General features: G+C 44.3%; 17 protein-coding genes. 5 read left to right on the forward strand and 12 right to left on the reverse strand.

Annotated features, from left to right (window positions below; translation table 11 throughout):
- Positions 1 to 3 precede the first annotated feature (3 nt).
- The 5 genes from ACRQ5D_RS02480 (at position 4) to hemH (ending at position 4,685) form a co-directional block, all read left to right on the forward strand.
- Positions 4 to 1,092 carry a glycosyltransferase gene (locus ACRQ5D_RS02480; protein ID WP_091165750.1) on the forward strand — a complete coding sequence of 363 codons (1,089 nt, stop codon included), beginning with the start codon at positions 4 to 6 and terminating at the stop codon, positions 1,090 to 1,092.
- Positions 1,093 to 1,171: 79 nt separating this feature from the next.
- Entirely contained in the window at positions 1,172 to 1,747 is a 576-nt protein-coding gene (locus tag ACRQ5D_RS02485) for a carotenoid biosynthesis protein (RefSeq protein WP_432328413.1), read from the forward strand.
- Positions 1,748 to 1,840: 93 nt separating this feature from the next.
- Complete coding sequence (locus tag ACRQ5D_RS02490) at positions 1,841 to 2,692, forward strand: 4-hydroxy-3-methylbut-2-enyl diphosphate reductase (protein WP_091165745.1); 852 nt, start codon at positions 1,841 to 1,843, stop codon at positions 2,690 to 2,692.
- A 28-nt stretch (positions 2,693 to 2,720) separates the two neighbouring features.
- Positions 2,721 to 3,452, forward strand: coding sequence for a fatty acid desaturase (locus tag ACRQ5D_RS02495; RefSeq protein ID WP_432328414.1), 732 nt, complete (start codon positions 2,721 to 2,723; stop codon positions 3,450 to 3,452).
- A 213-nt stretch (positions 3,453 to 3,665) separates the two neighbouring features.
- Entirely contained in the window at positions 3,666 to 4,685 is a 1,020-nt protein-coding gene (hemH, locus tag ACRQ5D_RS02500) for a ferrochelatase (RefSeq protein WP_091166956.1), read from the forward strand.
- A 134-nt stretch (positions 4,686 to 4,819) separates the two neighbouring features.
- Here hemH and ACRQ5D_RS02505 read toward each other — a convergent pair whose 3' ends face one another.
- The 12 genes from ACRQ5D_RS02505 to araD all read right to left on the reverse strand — a co-directional run bounded on the left by ACRQ5D_RS02505 (position 4,820) and on the right by araD (position 19,404).
- On the reverse strand, positions 4,820 to 5,011 hold the full coding sequence (locus ACRQ5D_RS02505; protein ID WP_090528875.1) for a cold-shock protein: 192 nt from the start codon (positions 5,009 to 5,011) through the stop codon (positions 4,820 to 4,822).
- Positions 5,012 to 5,178: 167 nt separating this feature from the next.
- On the reverse strand, positions 5,179 to 7,056 hold the full coding sequence (locus tag ACRQ5D_RS02510; protein WP_432328415.1) for an alpha-amylase family glycosyl hydrolase: 1,878 nt from the start codon (positions 7,054 to 7,056) through the stop codon (positions 5,179 to 5,181).
- A gap of 269 nt (positions 7,057 to 7,325) precedes the next feature.
- Positions 7,326 to 8,303: a glycoside hydrolase family 43 protein gene (locus ACRQ5D_RS02515; RefSeq protein WP_432328416.1), complete on the reverse strand. Its 978-nt coding sequence runs from the start codon at positions 8,301 to 8,303 to the stop codon at positions 7,326 to 7,328.
- Positions 8,304 to 8,519: 216 nt separating this feature from the next.
- Positions 8,520 to 9,524 carry an arabinan endo-1,5-alpha-L-arabinosidase gene (locus ACRQ5D_RS02520; protein WP_256337391.1) on the reverse strand — a complete coding sequence of 335 codons (1,005 nt, stop codon included), beginning with the start codon at positions 9,522 to 9,524 and terminating at the stop codon, positions 8,520 to 8,522.
- 2 nt (positions 9,525 to 9,526) lie between these two features.
- Positions 9,527 to 10,723, reverse strand: a complete 1,197-nt coding sequence (locus ACRQ5D_RS02525) for an alpha-L-arabinofuranosidase C-terminal domain-containing protein (RefSeq protein WP_431200934.1) — start codon at positions 10,721 to 10,723, stop codon at positions 9,527 to 9,529.
- A complete protein-coding gene (locus ACRQ5D_RS02530) occupies positions 10,606 to 11,472 on the reverse strand; it encodes a carbohydrate binding domain-containing protein (RefSeq protein ID WP_432328417.1) in 867 nt (288 codons plus the stop codon). Before ACRQ5D_RS02530 ends, ACRQ5D_RS02525 begins: the two co-directional genes overlap by 118 nt.
- A 27-nt stretch (positions 11,473 to 11,499) precedes the next feature.
- Positions 11,500 to 12,672, reverse strand: coding sequence for an aldose epimerase family protein (locus tag ACRQ5D_RS02535; protein WP_256337389.1), 1,173 nt, complete (start codon positions 12,670 to 12,672; stop codon positions 11,500 to 11,502).
- Between the two features lie 211 nt (positions 12,673 to 12,883).
- A complete protein-coding gene (fsa, locus tag ACRQ5D_RS02540) occupies positions 12,884 to 13,543 on the reverse strand; it encodes a fructose-6-phosphate aldolase (protein ID WP_090528887.1) in 660 nt (219 codons plus the stop codon).
- Between the two features lie 17 nt (positions 13,544 to 13,560).
- On the reverse strand, positions 13,561 to 15,261 hold the full coding sequence (locus ACRQ5D_RS02545; protein ID WP_091165733.1) for a sodium:solute symporter family transporter: 1,701 nt from the start codon (positions 15,259 to 15,261) through the stop codon (positions 13,561 to 13,563).
- A 397-nt stretch (positions 15,262 to 15,658) separates the two neighbouring features.
- Positions 15,659 to 17,149: an L-arabinose isomerase gene (araA, locus tag ACRQ5D_RS02550; protein WP_432328418.1), complete on the reverse strand. Its 1,491-nt coding sequence runs from the start codon at positions 17,147 to 17,149 to the stop codon at positions 15,659 to 15,661.
- A gap of 46 nt (positions 17,150 to 17,195) precedes the next feature.
- Positions 17,196 to 18,704 (reverse strand): glycoside hydrolase family 27 protein, encoded by a 1,509-nt coding sequence (locus ACRQ5D_RS02555; protein ID WP_432328419.1) that lies wholly within the window; start codon positions 18,702 to 18,704, stop codon positions 17,196 to 17,198.
- A gap of 67 nt (positions 18,705 to 18,771) precedes the next feature.
- A complete protein-coding gene (araD, locus tag ACRQ5D_RS02560) occupies positions 18,772 to 19,404 on the reverse strand; it encodes an L-ribulose-5-phosphate 4-epimerase AraD (protein WP_432328420.1) in 633 nt (210 codons plus the stop codon).
- Between the last annotated feature and the right edge of the window lies 1 nt (position 19,405).

Raw genomic sequence — 19,405 nt, forward strand, 5'->3', positions numbered from 1 at the left:
AAAGTGACCATAGCTATATTAATAACCCTCTTTTTTATCATACTCAGGTTTGCGGTAACGCTATTCAATTATATCTCCAACCCCAAACTGCCCCATATAGGGCGGTATTATTCGGATAAAGTTTCTATCCTGGTCCCTGCACGTAACGAGGCCGAAAACATATTAACCCTGTTAAATTCCATCCATCGGCAGGACTATAACAACTACGAGGTTATTATTTATGACGATGATTCAAGCGATGATACTTACCAGGTTTGTACTGAATTTGCCGCCGGGCACCCTCATTTCAGGGTGTTAAAGGGAGGTAAATTACCAGATGGCTGGATGGGGAAAAATTACGCCTGCCACCAAATGGCTAAACAGGCCGATGGTAAATATCTGCTGTTTTTGGATGCCGACGAACAGGTTAGTAACCGCCTTATCAACAGTGCTGTGCACCGTATGCATTTGCACCAACTGGGTTTATTAAGCCTGTTCAGCAATCAAACCATGCTTACCCTCGGCGAGAACCTGGTAGTGCCTCTCATGCATTTCATATTGCTAAACCTGCTGCCTTTACGCCTGGTATATATATTAAAAAACGCCTCAGTAGCGGCCGCCAGCGGTCAGTTTATGTTGTTTGATGCTGCCATTTATCATAAACACCAATGGCACAAAGCGGTAAAAAACAAGGTGGTGGAAGACGTGGAGATCATGCGCCTCATAAAAGCGGAGCGTTATAATGGCGAGGCCCTGCTGGCCAACGGCATGATCAGCTGCCGTATGTACCGGGGATATGGCGAAGCTATAAATGGGTTCAGTAAAAATTTCCTGGCGGCTTTTAACTACAGCATCATTGGTTTTTTGGTGTACATTACCATCACTATTGCCGGTCCGCTGATTATCATGACAACCCTGAACATGCCGCTGATACTTTTTACCGCAGGCCTTATTTTTCTTACGCGGATCATGATCTCCCTTTCGGCCGGTCAAAAAGCGGAGTATAACATCCTTTTACATCCTGCTCAAATGTTTAGCCTGCTTGTCGTAGCTGTTTTATCCATCCAAAGGTATCTCACCAAAACCACGATGTGGAAAGGGCGAAAAATTTGAAACCCATAGCATCCGATAATGCTGTCCAGAAAAAAACAGGATCTGTATCATAGTTATTTTCCTGTTTCACCTGGTAGGGTTGATAGGCTTTATTATCCCCTCATTAACCGTATTATTTATAACCCTGGTACCATGGCATTTACTATTGATGCTTGGGATTATCATTTATAGTTATGACAATTTCGACAGCAGGTTTCTGCTGTTTGCATTGACCGCCTTCGGCATCGGCTTCATGGCCGAATACATCGGTGTACATACCGGTTGGCTCTTCGGGCATTATCAATATGGCAGAACACTTGGCATTAAACTATTTGAAATTCCCTTGATGATCGGGGTAAATTGGTTCCTGCTGGTCTATGCCGCGGGCATTACCCTGCAGCGAAGCCGCCTAAAAAGTACATTGGTTAGAATACTTTCAGGAGCTATGATCCTTACCCTGCTCGATGTGCTGATTGAGCCTATTGCCATACATTTTGATTACTGGCATTGGCTGGATGCTGGCGTTCCGTTTAAAAACTATGTTTGCTGGTTTGTGCTGAGTGCATTGTTGCTTTTTATATTTGAGCAGTTTAAATTTAAACGGCAAAGCATTGTTGGCCCAACATTACTGATTGCGCAGTTTTTATTTTTTGCTGTTTTGAATTTGGTTTATTGAGCTAAGGGATCAACTATTTAGTGATATAATAATCATCAAAATCAACGCAATCATTACAATCAACGGTTATTTTTGCCGTAAATTTACAGCACCATGGGAGATTATCAGTTAAAAGTTACTATTGACCAGGATTCGGGCTTTTGCTTTGGGGTGGTTTATGCCATTGATATGGCCGAGGAGATTTTAGAAGAAGACGGCTACCTGTACTGCCTTGGCGATATTGTGCATAATGACGAAGAGGTTGAACGCCTGAAAGCAAAAGGCCTTCGCATCATTGAACACGACCAGCTTAAAGATCTCCATAATGAAAAGGTGCTCATCCGTGCCCATGGCGAAGCTCCCGACACCTACCGTACGGCTTTAGAGAATAACATCACCCTTATTGATGCCTCATGCCCGGTAGTGCTTAAACTGCAAAACCGCATCAAAACCTCATACGACTCGAACGAGAAGATCCTGATTTTTGGCAAGCACGGTCATGCAGAAGTGATTGGCCTGCAGGGACAAACTAATGATGAAGCAATAGTTTTCCAGGATATTGCCGAGCTTGACAATGTAGAACTGCCGCACAACATTACGCTGTATAGCCAAACCACCAAGAGTATGGATAAATTCTACTCGGTTAAAGATGAGCTTATTTCACGCGGCTACGACCTTAAGGCTAATGATACTATTTGCCGTCAGGTAAGTAACCGGGATAAAGACCTGCCCAAATTTGCAACGCGCTTTGATAAGATTGTTTTTGTATCGGGCAAAAAATCATCAAACGGTAAGGTATTGTATGAAGTATGCCGCAAGCACAACCCCAATACTTACTTCATATCCTCAACCGACGAACTGGATAAAAACATGTTTGCGCCAAATGATACCATTGGTATTGCCGGTGCAACATCAACACCCATGTGGCTGATGCAGAAAGTAAAAGCCGCTATAGAAAGCTTTTAACAGCACGCTTTTTGCTGTAATAGGTAACATGCAAAAAAGTCCATCAAATATTGGTTTATTTGTGGCCGCGCTGGTAATTGGCTGCTGGGCAACAAGTATTACATTACTGATGCAATGGCATTTCAGCTTCAGCAATCCTCTTGTTTATGTACTGATGCTGGTGCAAATGCACCTTTATACCGGGCTGTTCATCACCGCTCACGATGCTATGCATGGTACAGTTTCGCCCGATAGGGGCTTAAATAACTTTGTGGGTTACCTCAGCACTTTCCTATATGCCTCGTTCTGGTACCCCCAATTGTACACAAAACACCACAAGCACCATAGCCACGTACATACCCATGAAGATCCGGATTATCACCAGGGCAGCTTTTTTGCATGGTATGTACAATTTATCCGCAATTACCTGTCCATATGGCAAATTGTGGTGATGGCTGTTGTATTCAATATCCTGAAGATCTGGATCCCACAGCCAAACCTGATTATGTTTTGGGTTGTACCATCATTGCTGAGCACATTACAGTTATTTTACTTCGGTACATATCAGCCCCATAAAGGCGAACACGATAACCGGCACTTTGCCCGGAGCCAGCGCCGTAATCATTTGGCTGCATTTTTTAGCTGCTATTTTTTGGTTATCATTATGAGCACCATGAATCGCCGGGTGTACCATGGTGGAGATTGTGGAAAGTTGTTAAATCCAACCCGCGTTAGGGATCGGAGCGGATACCGGCCTGTGACTAACGCCCGTGCAGTATGAGCGTAGAGCCCGGCCGCAGGCAACGCCCTAATCATATAAAAATGCTGATACGCTAAATTCCTTATCAACATATCTCCTTAAAAACAAATAACACAATTCCTAAATTCAATTTCTACTTTCAAACATTCACTTATCTTACACCTCATTTATTTGTAAATTGTGACCACCGTCATAACTTACGGAGCATTTTTTGCTATTTTTGCGCCTACAGTTATGGCTAAAAAAGGAATTTTACTGGTTAACCTGGGCACCCCGGATAGCCCCAGCACAGCAGATGTAAAGCGTTATTTGAATGAGTTTTTGATGGATCCGCGGGTTATTGATATCGGGGCCATTTCACGCACTCTTTTAGTCAAAGGCCTTATTGTTCCGTTCAGGGCACCTAAATCGGCCAAATTGTACCAAGCCATTTGGGACCCTAAAACAGGCTCACCACTGTTACATTACAGTGTTTTACAACAGCAGGCTTTACAACAGCGCCTTGGCGATGACTATATGGTTGAGCTGGCTATGCGTTACCAAAATCCTTCTATCGAGTCGGCTTTGGAGAAGCTGAAAGCAGCCCTTGTTGAAAGTATCCAGGTAATCCCTTTGTTTCCGCAATATGCTTCGGCCAGTACCGGGTCTGTTTATGAAAAGGTGATGGACATTGTTGGCAAATGGCCAACATCGCCAAATATTACGTTCATCAACTCTTTCCACGATAATGAGCTGATGATTGAAACTTTTGCTGATAACGCTCAAAAATATAATCCCGAAACGTACGATCACGTTTTATTTAGCTTTCACGGACTGCCGCAAAGGCAGCTGATTAAAGCAGACCATACGCATAACCACTGCCTTAAATCGGCCGGCTGCTGCGAAACGCTTACTGATGCCAACAGGTTTTGCTATTCGGCACAATCACATCATACGGCGAGACTGATAGCTGAAAAAATGGGCATTCCGAAAGAGAAATATACCATCTGCTTTCAATCGCGCCTGGGCAATGACCCATGGGTGCAGCCTTACACCAGCGAAATTGTAGCCAAACTGGCCGGCGAAGGTAAAAAACGTCTCCTGGTATTTTGCCCCGCCTTTGTAGCTGACTGCCTTGAAACCGTATATGAAGTAACTACCGAATATGGTGACGAGTTTAAAGCTCTCGGCGGTGAGCATGTGCAACTGGTTGAGAGTTTGAATGATGCACCTAAATTTATTGATGCCTTAGTGCAGATGGTAAAGCCTTCTTAGGAAAACTCCCCTGTTGAATATAATTATTGCCTAACGGAGCTGTTTTATAGCATATGTTAGGCTTTTTTATTGCATAAAAAAAGCATCTGCCCATTGCTGAACAGATGCTGTACGATTTTTATATAATTGATAGTTTAACCTACTTTTACATTTACCGCATTTAAGCCTTTTTTGCCTTGCTCTACATCGTAGGTAACGCTATCGTTTTCACGGATAGTGTCGATCAGGCCTGAGACGTGTACAAAAACTTCGGCACCACCATTAGTTGGTGTAATAAATCCGAAACCTTTGGTTTCATTAAAGAATTTTACTGTTCCTTGCATTATATTTTTATTTAATTACTACAAAGGTAACATTAATTATTAACAATCAATTAAAAATAAGGCCATTACACGTTTATAGTTTTCAGAAGTGTAATTTCCTGTTAAAAACTACCTCTTAAAACAGCATTTGTCAACTCCCGGAAGCCTTAACACTTAGTGTTTTAACCTGGTTATTGCTGTAAAGGAGCACTGCTGTAAACATGATATTCGCCGGGTTGCAGCGTCATGGAATATGGCAATGATGTTACACTTATACTGGTTTTGTTAATGTTATCATACCAGGTTCCGGTAGCCGGGAAGCTGATACTGCCGGTTTGCAGCACCACGTCAAAATTGCCTACCACCTCAACATTCGCGCCGGCATCTTTTAGTTGGATTGTTTTAATGGGACCGGCAAGATCATAAGTATAATTGGTTGAGGCAAATACAGCGTTCTTTTCCTTCATCTTAATCATCTTTGCATAAACACCATATAAATGCCTCCTGTTAGGGTCGGTATTATAGTTCCAGTAGATAGGTTTATTGCTGGTGCGGCCTCCCTGGTTAATACTTACATCATAACCAAGCTCCCCAAACTGCCACAGCATTTTAGGTCCCGGAACCGAAAACAGGAACGCGGCTGCCATTTCTTCGCGCGCCAAACCTGTGTTTTTATCTTTTACATTGTAGCTGCCAACCGCATTGCCATAGCTTTCATTTTTAAACTGCAGGCGTTCCTCATCATGGCTTTCAAAGTAGCCTACCAGGTTATACGGCTGCGTAAACGTATGCTGATCATAAAACAAACCCTGAAAATTGGAGTTGGTTAGCCAGCCCATAGTAGCTTCATTGGCATTATAGTTCAGGTTGTTCCAAAGCATCATGCCTTCGCCGGCCAGTTCTTTTTCTTCCTGGTTAGCCGCAAAATGTTCCAGTATTACGTAGAAGTTATTATTATCGATGCTTTTTATATAGTTGTTATAATCTTTCCAGATGGCTACACGACTGGCATCATATTGGCTCCATGCGTTCACGGCTGCATCAGACGTGCCATAGTTAACCTGGGTAAAACCTTTTGAAAGGTCGAAGCGAAAACCATCTATCTTATACTCCGTCATCCAGAATTTGAGCACGTTTTTTACAAAATATTTAGTGTCGGCGCTTTCATGGTTAAACTGGTAACCTACATTGTAAGGATGCGTTGGGTCCACATTATACCAGGGATTGTTGGCCGCAGGTTTGCCCGCTGTTGTATTAAAATACATTTGTACCATTGGCGATTGGCCAAAGGAGTGATTAAGCACTATATCCTGGATAACCGCTATACCCCGCGAGTGGCACTCATCAATAAAAGCTTTCAAGGCGTTTTTGGTACCGTAGTATTTATCAGGTGCAAAATAAAAAGACGGATTATAGCCCCATGAAAGATTGCCTTCAAACTCATTAAAAGGCATCAGTTCAATAGCATTAACTCCCAGGTTTGAGAGATACTTCAGCGTATCTGTAAGGGTTTGATAGTTATGGGCGTCAATAAAATCACGAACCAATAACTCATAAATAACCAGGTTCTTTTTATCGGGACGGGTAAAGCTGGTGTTTTTCCAGCTGTACGCAGGCTGACTGGCCTGAAAAACGCTTACATTACCGGTAGTTTTCCCGGCTGGATACTTTTTTAAGTTGGGATAGGTATCTGAAGAAATGTATGAATCGTTATCAGGGTCAAGCACCTTTTCGGTATATGGATCAGCTACCTTCAATGATTTATCAATATAAAACTGATAACCATATTCAGCAGCGGGATCGATGTTATCAATTTGTACCCACCAGCGTTTGCCATCGGGTGTGTTATTCATCACGGCCTTGGTATCATTTACATCCCAACCGTTAAAATCACCTATTACTGATATGGATTTTTTGCCCGGTGCATACAGGTTAAAAATTACCGATTTACCCGAATTGATAAAAGTAACCCCATCTTTTGCGCCAGCCGGCAACGCCTTTCCGGTGTTTACCACCGTATCACCGGGAACGTTCCCGGAATTGCCCGGCAAAACTTCTTTCTTTTGCATGAAGTAAAACCGGCCAATAAAAGTCCGGCAAGTAATAAGTAAACATTTTTAATGATCATATTTTATTATAATTGGTTTTTTGCGGTAAAACAGCTGGTAGCCGGTTGGTTTACAGGCCAAACGTACGCAACGCAATATCAGTAAAATAATTGGTAAAGTTACCTTTCATTAAATTATGTACTTATCAATCGGAATAATTCTCCCTTTGGACTATCATGTAGGGAAAACTTCAAAGCCCTCCCCGGTGGAGAAGGCTTGAGTGGGACTAATTATTTCGCCGGCTTAACCCCTTCGCTGGTCATTATCACCCGCTTAATACTTCCATCTTTATTGTAATACAAATAATCGATGCAAACGGAACGGTGAAAACTGCCCGCATCAGGCACTAACGCTCCGTTATGATATATAAAATACCATTTGCCTTTAAACTCAATAATAGCCTGGTGATTGGTATTGGAGTTTCCAGCAATCTCATTGATAATCCCCTTATATTCCCATGGCCCGTTAATATTCCGGCTCATAGCATACGCTATTTTTTCGGGGAACTCATAGGCATATGAAAGATAATACCAGCCATTACGCTCATGGATCCACGGCGCTTCTGTATAATGCGGCAGGGTAATCGTTTTAATCTCCCCGTCAAGCTCGGTCATGTTGCTTTTAAGTTTAGCATAATAGCAAATGCCGTTTCCCCAAAACAGGTAGGCCTGCCCGCCTTTATCAATAATAACCGTCGGGTCAATATCATCCCATGAATGCTTTACGGCCTTAGTCATATCATTGGTAACCAAAGCACTGCCACGGGCGTCCTTAAACGGCCCTAACGGACTGTCAGATACCGCCACGCCAATAGCTTTGCCATGAATAGTACCATGTTCAACAGCTACATACCAATAAAACTTGCCATTCCGTTCTATCACCTGCGAAGCCCATGCATCATCCTTAGCCCATTTAAACTCCCTAACATTCATAGGCGAAGGATGCTCTGTCCAGTTCACCATATCGGTTGTAGTGAAGCAGGTCCAGTCGTGCATGGTATAGCCGTTATGACCGGGCGCAGCTTCATCATGCCCGGTGTACAGGTATACCTTATCCTTATAAACCATAGCCGCCGGATCGGCAGTATACTTGTGCCTGATAATGGGGTTACCATCGGCATGGAATGTGGTATCGCGGGTTGTGGCATTGGCATATGTCAGGCTGCCAAGTGCCAGGCCTAATGCGATCAGGTATTGTGATGTTTTCATATTGTAATGTTAATGCAACAGATTTCAGGCGAGGAAGCTTAACCTGCGCTGGGTTCAACAATAACAGCCGCCGCCCGGCTCCAGCCGAATGGCTTTTATTCCCAGGCCTCTGGCCTGCTACTCCTGCGTCGGCGGCCAAAGGCCGCTTGATCGTTACCACCCGGCTGGAGCCGAGCGGTGGCGACTAAGTTATAAGCAATAACTATAAGTAGGTATTCATTTCCTTATCACCGGCCATCCATCAATCCAATCCAGCCTCTCTATCCTCAACTTCGAAATCCCTCTATCGGCTGCATCATAGCCGTGGAAAATAATGTAATCCGCGCCGTCAAAGGTACTTACACCGTTATGTCCAACACCGTACCAATCCTTATCGCCGGCCAGCAGGATACTACCGCCACCTTTGTTCATGGCTATGCCTTCTTTATCCAGGTATGGCCCTTTCAGTTTTTTCGAGCGACCGATAATCATTTTGTAAGTACTCTTCGGTCCTTTGCAGCAATAATCTATCGAGGCAAACAGGTAAAAGTATTGATCGTGTTTAAAAATAAACGGCGCTTCAATGGCATTGCCTCCTGCATCAACAGGATTACCGTCAACAGCTGGGAGGTTTTCCGTTGCTACTTTTCGGCGTGTGGCAATGGTTGGAATGTTATCAATATTTTCCGCAACGCTTAACCTGTCTTTATTCAGTTTTACCAGTTTTAATCCATCCCAAAACGAGCCGAAAACTAAATATGGCGTACCGTCTTTGTCGGTAATCAAATTAGGGTCGATGGCATTCCAGTTGGTTTTGCCTGGGATGGATTGAATTACCTTGCCATGATCAATCCATTTATATGCCGGATCATTGGTATGTAATGTAGTATTGGTTGCTAAACCTGTGGCCGAAGTGTTTTTGCCAAAGGCCGATACTGAATAAAACAAGTAATACAGCCCATTATAAAACGAAATATCCGGCGCCCAAATGTGCCCTTTAAAACCGGGAATAGCATCAACCGCCCATTGCGGGGGTGTTGCAAACACCGGTTTCTCGGCCTTCCAATGTACCCTATCACTTGACGACCACATAGCAATGCCGTTGCCCGTACAAAAGATGTAATACGTACTATCCTGTCGGGTCATTACCGGGTCGTGTACCGATATATCAGTCCTTAGTTCCTGGGCATTGCAGAAAATGCCCGGGAACAATAAGGATATGATCAATAGGATCTTTTTCAAGGCTATTTATTTTTAAGCCTTACTACTTTAAACGAGTAAGGTTCAACTGCCAGCTTCAGGGTATTGCCCGAAATATCAATCTTGCTTTCAACAGGGCTAACTGCCGTTGGTGCGGTCAATGAATTTTCAGCATCCTTGTCGTCGGCTTTTAGTGTAGTAACCGTGGCCTGTTTTTGATAACCTTTTGAGCCTGTAATTTTAAAGCTTACATTTTGAGCCGAAGTGCTGGTATTCACAAACTTGATCACCAGTTCATTGGTATTCTTATCTAAACTGGCAGTAGCATAGCTATCATTTTGGCCGGCTATGGCCTCGTTGTTTAAGGTAAGCGGCACTACATCTGTTCCTTTATTAATGGAAAACAGTTGCTGCACATAATAATTCGGCGTAGCATAACTTTTCAGGTTATCAAACCAGATCAGGTTTGGTGTCCATTGCCAGCCTTCTACATGAGCAAAAAGCGGGGCGTATGAAGCCATGTTCACTACATCTGCATTACGCTCCAAACCGGTCATGAAGGCCGCTTCAGATAATGCGCACTCCCAATTGTTTTTGTTATCGGGGTTTACGGTTGATTTGCTTTGCGCGGCATATTCACCGGCGAAGATCTTAGGGCCTTTACGGTCATAGTTATCATAACGGCGGGCATTATCCCTGAACCATTTTGCAGGCGCATAATAATGCTCATCCAAAATATCGGCACCTAAACCGCGGAAGGTTTTATTTAACAGGTCAAACTCTTTACCATCAGGCGATGGGCCTAAAGCAGACACAATCTTGATATCCGGGTATTTAGTTTTGATAGCTTTGGTAAAGATTTTCCAACGGTCGATATATTGCGGGCCCCATTGTTCATTACCCACACCGATCATTTTTAAATTAAACGGTGCCGGGTGACCGAGATCGGTACGCAGCTTACCCCATTTGGTGCTGGCATCGCCATTAGCAAACTCAATCAGGTCGAGCGCGTCCTGTACGTAAGGATCAAGTTTATCCAAAGGCACCAGTTCGCCGGTGTTGAATTCGCAGGCCATACCGCAATTCAGGATAGGCAGGGGCGAAGCGCCAATATCCTCGGCAGTCATAAAATACTCCATAAAGCCCAGACCGAAAGTTTGGTAATAATCAGGCGTTGGACGGTGTTTAAACTCCGTATTCCAGCGGTTAATGATATTCTCGCGTTTATCAACCGCGCCGATAGTTTTTTCCACTGATAGCGGTTGCTCAACTCGCGGCCTTCAACAATACATCCACCGGGGAAACGTAAAAAGCCGGGCTTAAGATCAGCCAATCGCTGTACCAGGTCGGCACGCAGGCCACCCGGGCGGTTTTTCCAGGTGTGCTCGGGAAACAGGGAAATCATATCGAGGTCGATTACGCCCTTACCGCTCATCCAAACATACAGCTGTGCTTTCTGCGTTGTAGCACTCGATTTAAACTTCACGCTGTAACGGTTCCATTCTTTATCGGTTGGCGTAAGTTCGGCTTTACCTATAACAGCATCATTATCGCCGTGCAGTTCAATATTCAGCTTTACGTTGGTATCACCTTCCTGTTTGGCTATCACCGAAAAGCTGTATTCCTCGCCTTCCTTAACCCCCATCCCGCGGAAACCCTCGTTCGAGAAACCGTAAAAACCGGCATCAGTTGTGATATAGCTCTTTATAAAGTGCGCATTTTCCGGACGTTCAACAGCACGGTTGATCACTTCAGTGCGGCCGTCACCGCCGTCCTTTTTTTGCTCTTTCCATCCCATCAAAGGCATGTTAAACTCAAACGAACGGTTTTTTACCAACTCGGCATAAACACCGCCATCGGCAGCAAGGTTAATATCCTCAAAAAATATCCCATACATGGTAGGCTGAATGTGTGCCTTCACCTTATCAGCCGCTATAGTATATTGCGTTTGCGCATGCATCGCGGTAAAAGTACCGGCAGCACACAGCATTAAAAAGCTCTCTTTAGCATTGCTTATTTATTTGGAGAATTTGTAAATGGTGACCGTATGGTAAGTTTGCCCTGGCTTTAACACGGTTGAAGCAAACGCCGGCTGGTTTGGCGCATCAGGAAAATGCTGGGTTTCCAAACAAAACGCCGAACGGTAAGGGTAAGCTTTGCCGTCTTTGCCATCTTTGGTTTCGCCGGTTAAAAAATTGCCTGAGTAAAATTGCAACCCGGGCTCTTCGGTGAATACCTCCATAGTAATGCCGGTAACTGTACTCTTAACAGTAGCAATTGGAGTACTAAGGTCATGCTTGTTCAATACAAAGTTATGATCATAACCTTTACCGTTTTTCAGTTGCTCATCGGCAATGCTAATATCTTTACCAATGGTTTTTGAAGTGGTAAAATCAAACGGGGTACCTTTAACCGGCTGCAGCTTGCCTGTGGGGATCAATGTGGTATCTACCGGCAAAAATGCATCAGCATTTATTTGCAACACATTGTCGGTAATAGTTGGGTTACCTGCACCATTCAGGTTAAAGTATGCGTGGTTAGTTAAATTAACTACGGTAGCTTTGTCGGTAGTTGCTTTATATTCAATCTTAAGCGCGTTGTCATCGCTCAGGGTATAAACCACAGTTGCAGTTAAATTGCCCGGATAACCACCTTCGCCATCTTTTGAAATATAGGTAAATTCCAGTTGTGATGCGCTCAGTTGCTTAGCCGCAAACACCTTTCCATAAAAGCCGTTGAAGCCGCCATGCAGGGTGTTTACACCATCGTTAATATCCAACTGGTAAGCTTTGCCATCAAGAGTAAATTTACCTTTGGCAATGCGGTTACCATAGCGGCCTATAATGGCGCCGAAATACGGCTCCTTTGGTTTTTGATAGCTTTTCAATGAATCGTAACCTAAAATAACATCGGTAGCCTTACCGTCTTTATCGGGTACCAGTAAGCTTACCAGCCTGCCACCATAATTGGTAACGGCCACTGTTGCACCGCTGTTATTTTTCAGGGTAAAGAGTTTCACTTTTTGCCCCTGTACATCGGCCTCAAAATTGGCCGAATCGGGTATTGACTGGGTAGTCACCGAGGTCGAATCTTTCACGGTTGAATCAGTTGCTTTTGGATTACCGTTACAAGCCGCAAAAAGCGCTGCCGAACAGCTTAACATCATTAATAAATTCTTGTTATTCTTCATAATTTGAGGTTGTTAGCTTGCTTTATAAAGCATTTGCCGTTTAACTATTATAATTTCCGTAACAAATAAATTGGTTTAACTAATGGTTTGGGAATCAGTGAGACCAATGTATAAAAATTAATTTATAATTGTTAAAAAAACACTTAAAATATTTAATTAAAAAAAGCCCGCCTCGCGCGGGACTTTCTTATTCAAAAATCAAATATTTCAACTAAACACCTGCAGCCTTGGCATGGTCGGCCAGGAACTGCGCAAGTCCGTTATCTGTAAGCGGATGTTTTAGCAAAGCGGTAATAGCACTTAGCGGACCGGTTATCACATCGGCCCCAAGCTTAGCGCAGTTAACAATGTGCATAGCATGGCGTACCGAAGCTGCCAGTATCTGTGTTTCATAACCGTAGTTATCATAAATCAGCCTGATATCTTCAATCAGTTGTAAACCATCCGTCGAGATATCATCTAAACGGCCAATAAATGGTGATACATAAGTAGCACCAGCCTTAGCCGCCAACAGGGCCTGACCCGCTGAAAACACCAGCGTGCAATTGGTTTTAATTCCTTTTTGCTTAAAATATTTTAAAGCTTTTACGCCATCTTTTATCATGGGCAGCTTTACCACAATGCGCTCGTGAAGGGCAGCGAGCGCTTCGCCTTCGGCAACCATCTCGTCAAAAGTGGTTGATATAACTTCGGCACTTACATCGCCATCGGTAATTTCGCAAATGGCTTTGTAGTGGTTAATGATATTTTCATGGCCGGTAATACCTTCTTTAGCCATCAATGATGGGTTGGTGGTAACGCCGTCTAATACACCCAGGTCATGGGCTTCTTTAATTTGTGCCAGGTTGGCTGTGTCAATAAAAAACTTCATTTTATAAATTATTGTACCTACCAGAATTTAGCATAAAGCATGGTAAGCAGGATCAGTGTAACTACAATTAATGCCATGGTTGATTTTTCAACCTTGAACATACTGCGTGGAATTTCAAATGCTTTAGGGTTAACTTTCGGACCGGCCAGGCTAATGGCCACCATCACTATAATGGTAAACATGAACGACAGTCCCATACAAATCAGGAACGGAATTTCAAACCCGCCTTTACCATTAGGGAAAGCTGTATACAACAAAGTCTCGTTACCAAACAATTTTGGCGCATAATTATTGAACAGCACCGACATGCCAAAGCCTGTTAAAATACCGGCAATAGCGGCTGCGCCTGTGGTACGTTTCCAAAAGAAACCTAAAATGAAAATGGCGAAGATTCCCGGGCTGATAAAGCCGGTGTATTTCTGGATAAAGGTAAAGCCGCCTTCGCCGCCTATGCCTAAAAGATCTTTCCAGGTAAGCATGATAGAGAACACTAATGCAGCCAAAATAGTAAGCCTGCCTACATTAACCATACTCTTTTCACTGGCTTCTTTGCTAATGTGTTTTTTGTAGATATCAAGCGTAAAGATGGTACTGATACTATTAGCCTTACCTGCCAGCGAAGCCACGATAGCAGCAGTTAAAGCTGCAACCGAAAGACCTTTTAAGCCGGTTGGTAAAAAGCCCAATATAGCCGAGTAAGCATTATCTGAGTTGAAGTGCCCACCCGATGCCATTTCCTGTTGCAAGCCGCCGTTTTTATACAGTACGTAAGCAGCAATACCCGGTAAAACCACAATAACAGGCATAGCCAGTTTCATTAAACCAGCAAAAAGGATCCCTGTACGGGCAGTTTTCAGGTTAGCACCCAAAGCCCTTTGTGTGATGTATTGGTTACAGCCCCAGTAGTTCAGGTTCACGATCCACTGACCGGCAAAATACATGGCAATACCAGGCAGCGCAAGGTATTTGTTGATCTCTGCCTGCGGAGCGCCCGGCTTAGGTTTAGCCATCATCATTTTAAAGTGATCAGGCGCATCGCTCATCATTTTATTTAAGCCCGCCATAGCATCTTTGCCCAAGCCAAAATGCTCACTCACCAAAGTAAGCGCTATGTAAGTAGTAGCTAAACCACCTACAACCAGTACCAATACCTGTATAACATCGGTGAAGCCGATAACTTTCATACCACCAAGGGTGATGAACAGCGCGAAAATGGATAATGCGATGATGATCTCATGCAGATATCCGCCGCCCATTAAGTTATTAATGGCCAATGCACCCAGGTAAAGTATAGAGGTTAGGTTAACCAGTACATACAGCAACAGCCAGAAAATGGCCATGATAAAACTTACCGTTTCATTATACCGAGTATGTAAAAACTGCGGCATGGTGAAAATCTTGTTTTTAAGGTATACCGGTATGAACCACACTGCCACAATGATCAGCGCAATAGCAGCAACCCATTCGTAAGCTGCAACGGCCAAACCCACGGCAAAACCCTGCCCGCTGGTGCCTATAAATTGCTCGGCAGATATGTTTGACGCGATTAGCGAAGCACCAATGGCCCACCAGGTAAGTGAACCTTCGGCCAGGAAAAAGTCGTGACTATCAGATACGCCTTTGATCTTTTTACGGCTGTATACCCAGTACCCGTAGCTCGTAACTACAATAAAATAGATTACGAAGATCACGTAATCGATAGTGGAAAATTTGTTCATTATTTGGTTTAAATTAGTTGCTCCTCCCAACCCTCCCCTAAAGGGTGAGGGCTTTTTAAAGCATTGGTTAAGTTTATACTCTTCTCATTTTTTTGAACCGAAACCTGTGGAATAAAGAAATTAATATCATACTAAATAAATTCCTTAATTCCATGAATTCGAGTTCAGACAACTCCGAAATCCCACATCCGAAATCTCAAATTCATCAGGGCGTTACCTGCGGCCGGGCTATCCGCTCATACTGCACAAGGCCTTAGACGTGTGGCCGGTATCCGCTGCTATCCCTAACGCGTTTTATTTTTTACGTCATCCTCATCTGCCGCCACTCGGCCGGGGCCGAGCGGCGGCTTTTTATATTTTTTAAAGTCTCCCTTTTCAGGGGGAGATTTAGAGGGGGCTATTTATAAGCCGCGTCATTCCACCTGATCTCGTTTTTAAACTGATCAAGCTTGGTGTCTTTACCAATGCGTAAAAACTCGATACCGGCCATATCAGCAAAATCGTTGATCAGCTCGGCCGAAAGGTTTTGGCTGTATGCGGTATGGTGTGCACCACCGGCATAGATCCATGCTGCGCAACCGGTTTTCATATCGGGCAGTGGTTTCCAAAGTACTCTCGCAACAGGCAGTTTTGGCAGGTCTTCTACCGGCTCAATGGCTTCAACCTCGTTAACAATTAAACGGAAACGGTTGCCCATATCCACAATTGAAGCATTAAGCGCAGCACCGCCGGCTACGTTAAATACCAAACGGGCAGGATCGGCCTTGCCACCAATACCTAAAGCATGTACTTCTAACGCTGCTTTGCCATTAGCTAAGCTGCTATCTACCTCAAGCATGTGTGAGCCTAAAACCAAAGCATTGTTTGGGTCGAAGTGATAGGTATAATCTTCCATAAAAGCGTTACCGCCCGGCAAACCTGCACCCATTACTTTGAAAGCACGTACCAAGGCGGCAGTTTTCCAGTCGCCTTCACCGGCAAAACCGTAACCATCGGCCATTAGGCGCTGCGAAGCAATGCCCGGTAACTGGATCATGCCATGCAGGTCTTCAAACGTATCGCTGAAACCTTTAAAGCCGCCATCCTGTAAAAACTTACGTAAGCCAAGTTCAATTTTGGCAGCGTCATAAACCGACTGATACCTTGCACCGCCTTGTTTAAGATCGTCGGCCACGGTATAAGTAGCTTCATACTCATCGGTAAGGGCTTTAACTTCCGCATCGCTGATGCTGTCAACAACAGCAACCAAATCGCCAATACCATAAGTATTTACCGCGAAACCAAATTTCAATTCGGCCTCAACTTTATCGCCATCGGTAACAGCAACAAAGCGCATGTTATCACCAAAGCGGGCAAATTTAGCGCCTTGCCAATCGTACCAGCCGGCTGCTGCGCGGCTCCAGCTTTCAATGTCTTTCAACACTTCGCTATCCTGCCAGTGACCAACAACTACTTTGCGGTTAATGCGCATACGTGATACCATGAAACCGAATTCCCTGTCGCCATGGGCGCTTTGGTTCAGGTTCATGAAGTCCATATCTATTGAGCTCCATGGAATATCGCGGTTATACTGGGTGTGCAGGTGCAGCATCGGTTTTTTAAGGATGCTTAAGCCCCTGATCCACATTTTGGCTGGCGAAAAAGTATGCATCCAGGCAATAACACCGATACAGTTTTCGGCAACGTTAGCCTGCTGCAAAGTGTTATAAATTTCTTCGGTTGACTTAACAACTGGTTTATATACCACACGCACGGGGATATTGGCAGCGCCATCAATACCTTTAGCAATTTCCTGCGAGTGCTCGGCAACTTTTTTCAGTGTTTCTTCTCCGTATAAATTCTGGCTCCCGGTTATGAACCATACTTCAAATGTTTTCAGATCGATCATTATAATTAATTATTGATTTAGCGAATGAGTGATTTAGTGAATTGGTTTAGTTTTTTGGCGACAGCCTGAATAATGCTGCACCGTGTTTGTTTATTTTTTGCTGATAGCTTGTTTTGTATTGGCCAACATCCTGTTTTTTCCACAGGTCACGAACTGTTACTTTGCCTTTCAGGCCCAGGTCTTTGAAATTCAGGGATACAGATTTATCATCATCGCCAATATTGAAAAAGGCGGCATAAATATCCTTGCTGTCGGGGATCTGCGAATACCAGATCATGGCGCCATCTTTTTTGTATAACTGCTTAGGGTTCGATCCTTTTTGGTTTACCGCAATTACCTCATCATTGGTAAAAAGCTTCAACTCAAAATCGCGGTTCTCGGGCAGGTTGCCTCCTATCATCAGTGGTGAACGGAAGATACTCCAAAACGTCATATGGGTATATTCCTCATCTTCAGTAAAACGGCTAAAGCGCTCCTGGCCTACAGGTCCACGTTTACTCAGCTTGCCAATCTGGATCATGTCGCAATCGGGCCAGTGACCGGGGCCGCTTACGCCTTCCCAGCTTTTAGCATAATCAAACATGTGCAGGATCTCTTTCCAGTTATCCCAAAAATCATCAGCCATGCGCCACATATTGGCATATTTGGTAGCATGAGCCGCTTGCGCAACCGGGGTTTCACCGGGCGATAAGCTTAATACAACAGGCCTGCCGCATTGCTGAATGGCTTTCTGATAACCTTCAACCTCGGCATTACTATATGGGCGTGAAAGGTCATCTACCTTAATAAAATCAACTCCCCACGAAGCATAAAGCTCCAGCAGCGAGTTCAGGTATTCCTGGGCGCCGGGCTTTTTCATATCCAGCCCGTACATGTGGTTCATCCATGGGCATTTTGAGTTGGTATCGGCTACCATATCGGCAGTAATGCCATTAGTACCTTTTACCGGCGATTTTGACCAAACCGCTTGCCTCGGGATTCCGCGCATAACGTGGATGCCAAATTTTAAACCTTTGCTGTGGATATAATCGCCCAGCGGTTTAAAACCATTACCGCCAAAAGCCGAAGGGAATTTAGTAGGCTGCGGCGTAAGACGACCCCATTTATCCATAGTTAACCATGGCACATATGAGCCATCCTGTAAACGTAACTGGAATGGGTTGCCGATATTACTACCCGGAGGATTATCGTACGACCATAAAAAGTCGACTACCACATACTCCCAGCCATGTTGTTTCAGATGCTCTGCCATGTAATCGGCATTAGCTTTTACTTCATCTTCATGTACTGCCGAACCAAAACAGTTATAACTGTTCCAGCCCATTGGCGGTGTAGCTGCTACCTGAGCCGATAAACGGGTGCCAAAGAACAGGCAAATCAGTATAAAAAAAGTAAATTTCAAAAAACGGGGACCGTGCGATTCCCCTCTTGAGAGGGGTGTAGGGGTGTGTTCATCGCTTTTGCTATTCAGGGCGCATAACACACCCCTGCTCCCGCTCTTATCCATCGCGCCCCCTCTCAAGAGGGGAGCTAAAAACGTTTTTATCTTTCCCATGCTTATTGTCCGTAATAGGAATCAGGTCCGTGTTTGCGTTCGTAATGCTTTTTGATCAGCGCATCTTTTAAGCGGGGGCGCTTCTGTCAATTTGCTCGGTAAGGTAAGCCATCTGGGCTACAGCTTCCAGTACGGCGCTGTTATACACCGCTTTTTCGGCGGTTTTACCCCAGGTAAACGGCGCGTGGTTACCAACCAACACCATTTCAACCTCTTTATAATCCAGGCCTTTTTCCTCAAAACATTCCATGATTTGGAAACCGGTTTGGTATTCGTAGTTGCCTTTGATCATTTCATCATTCATGGGCGGTGCACAGGGAATGTCAACCGTTAAATGATCTGCATGGGTAGTACCGAAGATTGGAATATCACGTTGCGACTGTGCCCAGGCAGTGCCGTAGGTAGAGTGCGTATGCACAATACCGTTGATGCCTTCCCAGTGTTTGTAAAGTACGGCGTGTGTTTTGGTGTCACTTGAGGGGCGAAGGTCACCTTCAACGGTATTACCATCAAAGTCAACGATCACCATTTTCTCCGGCGACAAATCCTCGTAAGGAACACCGCTTGGTTTTATCGCAAATACACCTAATTCCCTGTCGGCGGCGCTTACGTTACCAAAAGTGAACAGCACGAGGCCCAGTTTGGGCAGCTGCATATTGGCATTATAGGCACTAAGCCTTATATGATCATATTTACTCATG

Source organism: Mucilaginibacter sp. P25 (assembly GCF_050859465.1).
Lineage (GTDB): Bacteria > Bacteroidota > Bacteroidia > Sphingobacteriales > Sphingobacteriaceae > Mucilaginibacter > Mucilaginibacter gossypii.